The sequence below is a fragment of the Shewanella sp. 11B5 genome (genome assembly GCF_002836795.1).
GTDB lineage: Bacteria > Pseudomonadota > Gammaproteobacteria > Enterobacterales > Shewanellaceae > Shewanella > Shewanella frigidimarina.
This window is the reverse complement of the sequence record NZ_PJAP01000444.1, coordinates 1-4,769: the sequence shown is the minus strand read 5'-3', so window position 1 is coordinate 4,769 and position 4,769 is coordinate 1. Positions and strand designations below refer to the sequence as shown.

Here is a 4,769-nt window from a genome sequence, read left to right as displayed (position 1 = left end):
TTGCATTACTTATGCTATCGCTGTTAACTGGTAAGGCCTAGGAATACTAGACACGTCCTAAAGTCCTAGAATAACGATTTTCATATTCAACTTACCACTTTACCACCAAAGCGGGTAGTCAATTTCATGTTGATATACTTCAATAAAATTAGTCGCTTTATTAAAGAATTTATTATTATTCAATAACTCAAAGGCTGCTTTGAGTGAACCGAGGACATTGGCTCCTAAGTCTGAATGACATTCAGACTCACAAGAACACACTCATTTATGACTTAAAGCGAAGTTTTACTAGTAGCTGTTTGGTACTTCAACAAAACGAGTTAATATATGTAGGCCTTCCATTCTAGGAATGAAGTCAATTAATAAAAGGAATTAGAATGAAATCAAAAATAATTACAGTGGTGTTTGCAATAACATTATCAGCTTGTGGCGGAGGATCAGATCCTAACGTTATAGAAGAAATACCTGATCCAATTATTACAGTTGAGACTTCATCTAGAATCGAAACAATCGGTGATCATATAATTGAATTTGAGATTGTTAAAACTTGCACTGACGGGAATTGTGTAACTGTCGAAAACGAAATTAGTTCAACCCCAATTTTTAGACTTGTATTTCAGATCAAACGTTCACCTAAAACAAGCATGAGGAGTGTCTTACAGTTCTCAAAACTAACTTTTATTTTGGGTGACGATACATCCATTAGAGCAACCGACATATCTGATATTACACTCCCAGAACCTTTTGTACGCGATGATTGGATTGCTGCGGGTAACGATTGGCTGGGATCATGGGGGGGCCCTCTTGATGATGGTGTAATTTCTTGGTTAGAGAAGCCTACTGAAAACGAATATCCGACTAGCGGTTACTTATTTTATAAGGGGACTGGCACGTTCGATACAGGAGAAACTAATACTACAGGAGCCCCTGTAGCATATTGCTTTCCTGTGGAAGATGGGTCTACTGAAACGACTTGCTATGCTAGTTCAATCTTTGACGAATATTCACCTATTGAAATATCAACAATCGGGCATCATCAACAATACGACTTCGATATATATATGAGTTACTGGATGTGGGCTGGTAATACTCATGTAACTGGAGAAGACTTACTATCTAGTGTGAGTGTCAATTCAGCAGAATTCATAACCGAGGATGGTCAAACCGTGGCATACTTGTGTATTGACGACATCACAGGCGAAGTAACGCAAACGTCGAACGTTGAATTTATACCTGAAGCTCGCGTTATATGTCAATAATTATCAAGCCTTTTCATTATTGTTAACTTGAGCCACTATCTTGTAGTGGCCAATTTAACTTGACCACTACAGACAGTTTTTTAATCTTAAATCAGAATATGACTGGAACTAATCATTTAAGACAATTTTTTGGTACGGTGCCACCCAAAACCATGTGGACACTTATAAACGCGTAAGCGAATTCCCTCCTCTTTTAAAGTAACATCCGCATACAAAAGTGCTTCTTGCTCAGAGTTATATATATTCTTGTTAACACCATCCCCACCCACACAGCAATCACATTTTTTTGGAATTAATCCGTCCCACGTTGTTAAAGTATCCCATCGATTACACTTATTGTAACCACCACCTCCAAGGCGCTCTTTCAGATATTCTTGTGCCTCGCCACATTCAAATGAACGAGATAGCATTGTTTCAAAGCTGATTACACACTTCATACCAGCCACCTATAATTCAACTACATCAACATCGACTTTGCGATATCTAGATGAAAAGGCTATAGGGTTAAACTCGATCTGCACGAGCGCATTTTCTACGCCACATAGGTTGATACTTTCGCTATACACATAGCCTGTACCATTCGAAGAGTTCTGATAGAAACGCCCTTTAGGGTCTATCATCAAATATGATTCAGTCATAGTTGAGTTTGACTCTGCAAAAATCGGCAGTCCCATGCCTCTATGTGCTACGACAAAGTTATCAAATTTCTTTCTTGAAATTAGTAATTCGTCATCACCATATGGCATCACTTGCAAGACTTTCCATTTAGAGGGCTTTAGCTCTGTAATCAGTTCAGAAAAATCTTCTTCACAATTTAAGCTATTCACAACAGTGTTTATCTTAGTTTTGATGTCTTTTTGAGTACTAACTAAGTTGCCTATAGCTGTTTTTAATTCTTCAACACTTAAAGAGTTGCCTTTTCTGTCACTTCTTCCTATTTTCATTCGCGTGTTTAAATCTTGGCTGTCAAAACTAATGCCAACCATGTCCAACACATTTTTAGGAAATTCCAGACGGCTATTGATTAGATAATGCCCGTTAGTAATGACGGAGGTTTTAAAGCCTTTTTGTTTCGCAAGCATCAGGGCTATAAAGAAGGTACTTCCGAGCAGCATTGGTTCTCCGCCAGCAAAGTTGAGACGAACACTTTCGTAACCAAGTTCATTCTTTAAGGGTGGTGAACCTTTGATGAAATATTCAGATAAGTTATCTAAAAACGTTTCAATCTCAGGAAGTGAACGGTGTAATTCGTTTGGCTTGCCCCATTTAGCAAAACAATAACGACAGTTATAGTTGCATGCTTCGGTGATGTGCCAATTAATGACTAACTCATCTACATTGTTGACGAGTAAAGTCGTGGAATTTTCGGCGGAACTGTTTTGTATAGACATACGTATTCTCCTTGGCAGACCTGCACATACAGGTCTGAAAAGCTGATACATGGCGGACGACTAGCGTCGAAAGGAGCATCAGGCTCCAGTACACCAAGTTTGGATGGTTTAAATTATTGGTAATTTATGGATGGCGCATTAAGTTACGCCTTGTTTTAAGAGCCTCTTCATGTTTTACCTCAAGACCGAGTTCATGCCGCTGACACATAAGTAGCCACCATTCGGCTGCCACGATGCTTCGCTTTATATCTTGAGTTGATGGGCTTTTCTTAGCATGTCGACGGACTGCCTTATAACATTCATTGGCAATAGATCGAACACTCTCATCAGGATCAGACTTTTTAGTAAAATTCACCGTTTTATGAACCTTACCTTTTAGATCAAAACCCAATTCAGCTAAGGCTTTTAAATAACCTTGCCTCCAAGTGGAGGATTGCTCCATTGCTTGACTAGAATCGTATTTTCCATCTTTCTCTTTTTCGCCTTTACGAAGGCGAAGTCGACTCAAGAAAAACTCAGAAAGTTCAAGAGCAAATGCGGTATAGAACTCTGTTTCAAACTCTTCATCGCTCGTTAGCCTAATTTCTTTATCATGGTTTTGTAATATACAAAACCATTCACGAGCTAAATTATTGAAAGGGGTATACCAATCGTAAAAGTGACCTTGATAAAGAGCACCGCTGTTCATCAATAGTTTTTCGTCAGAATAAGGTTCTGTTGAAAAGCGTTGCAACATTAATCGATGGCGAAGCCCTTTTTGAGTGGATATTTTATCAATAGCAAATAACAAACTTTTAAGATGCTTGTGGCATGCTTTTACTTCATCACTTGTTAATGTTGACTTCGATAGCTCTCCACGCAAGATTCCAATGCTTTTATCGACATAAGGCTGGGCTTGCTCGCTACTCCCATTCTGTAGGGCAATAGATGTCCAAGAGGGAATTAAGTGCTTTGGAAAATTATCTGCATGTATTAGCAGCCTAAATCGTTCACTCCACCATTGAAAACAGTCAGAATAGTAACCTTCATTATAAGGTGGACGACAAGAAAGAACTGATAACTGATTTTCAATAGCTAGTTCATCAAGCTGCTCTAAAAATATTGTTTTCCAAAGCTCAAAGTGTTCGGTTGTGATCCATCTTCTATGACATGCACTTAACTGTTTAAATGAGTTGTTTTTAGGCCCTAGGATATTAGTAAAATCATCTTGTATTGACCATTCAATCCATTTACTCATTTGAACATGACTGAACTCGGCACATAATTCATTAAACTTTTTTTTCTCGAAGATTTCAAACTCGTTACTATTCAGTTCGTCCCAAGAAAACCCGACATATATATGGGTTAAATAACCTTCGACCTCGCGAACCCACACTCCAATCTCATCTTTAGATGCCTTGGTTAAATCAGTGTTTATTAGCGAAAGCTTTATGCAATCAAAACGAAAGTAATCGAGCCATTTTATAAGCTGCTTTGTTGTGCCAGAGCTACCTGTTACTTCATCACTAGCTAAATTTAGAATATCTTCCCAGTGCGAATGATATCCATAAAAAATGTGATGCAAACGATAAGAATCTTTTGGACTTTGTGACTCAAATTTAACCCAGGAGCTAATGAAATCCAACCCATTAGCCAAGCTCTTAGCCCCTATTGTAAGTGGACCGACATAATCGTCAGTTGAAGAACTAATACGTATTAACTCATTTGTCCTTTGATGCTTATCGAGCAATAAAAATTTAAGTGAGATTGACTCGAAACAGTCCCAAAACAATCCAGCTCGCTCTTGTCCACTCAGCTCATCAAGCGCCTCATCATCAAAGAACGCTTTGGAATAACAATAGTCTTTACCGTATAGCCAGCACAAAAATTGAAAATAGCTTGGTGCGACAGTTTTCATTCCCCCTCGGTATAAAGCTAATGGAGAAGATGCGAAGTACGTATTTTTAACTTCAACTAAAAAGTCATAAAATGGAGAATTGAGTGTTTTTCCGCTAATCTGGTAACTATTGAAGGCGAAAGATAATTTTACTTCATGAGAAAGCAGTAAAACTAAGCATTTGTCAGAAATCGAGTTTTCCTGATTAGCTTTCTTCAGAACATCTTCTATTCGAGAAGGTGA

The 4,769-nt window shown here is 38.2% G+C and carries 4 protein-coding genes; 1 reads left to right on the top strand and 3 read right to left on the bottom strand.

What is annotated here, in order from left to right:
• Positions 1-377: 377 nt before the first annotated feature.
• Positions 378-1,259, top strand: coding sequence for a hypothetical protein (locus tag CXF78_RS10345; protein ID WP_102036725.1), 882 nt, complete (start codon positions 378-380; stop codon positions 1,257-1,259).
• 116 nt (positions 1,260-1,375) lie between these two features.
• On the opposite strand, the gene CXF78_RS10340 is transcribed toward CXF78_RS10345, so the two are convergent.
• From CXF78_RS10340 to CXF78_RS10330, 3 genes are all read right to left on the bottom strand, one after another.
• Positions 1,376-1,696 (bottom strand): hypothetical protein, encoded by a 321-nt coding sequence (locus CXF78_RS10340; protein ID WP_102036724.1) that lies wholly within the window; start codon positions 1,694-1,696, stop codon positions 1,376-1,378.
• Positions 1,697-1,705: 9 nt separating this feature from the next.
• Positions 1,706-2,650, bottom strand: a complete 945-nt coding sequence (locus CXF78_RS10335) for a viperin family antiviral radical SAM protein (RefSeq protein WP_102036723.1) — start codon at positions 2,648-2,650, stop codon at positions 1,706-1,708.
• Positions 2,651-2,774: 124 nt separating this feature from the next.
• Positions 2,775-4,769 (bottom strand): hypothetical protein (locus CXF78_RS10330; protein ID WP_102036722.1); only part of this gene is annotated, 1,995 nt, incomplete at its 5' end.

Coding starts and splice junctions, on each gene's coding strand:
- CXF78_RS10335 (WP_102036723.1), bottom strand. CDS start 2,650: ATGTCTATACAAAACAGTTCCGCCGAAAATTCCACGACTTTACTCGTC.
- CXF78_RS10340 (WP_102036724.1), bottom strand. CDS start 1,696: ATGAAGTGTGTAATCAGCTTTGAAACAATGCTATCTCGTTCATTTGAA.
- CXF78_RS10345 (WP_102036725.1), top strand. CDS start 378: ATGAAATCAAAAATAATTACAGTGGTGTTTGCAATAACATTATCAGCT.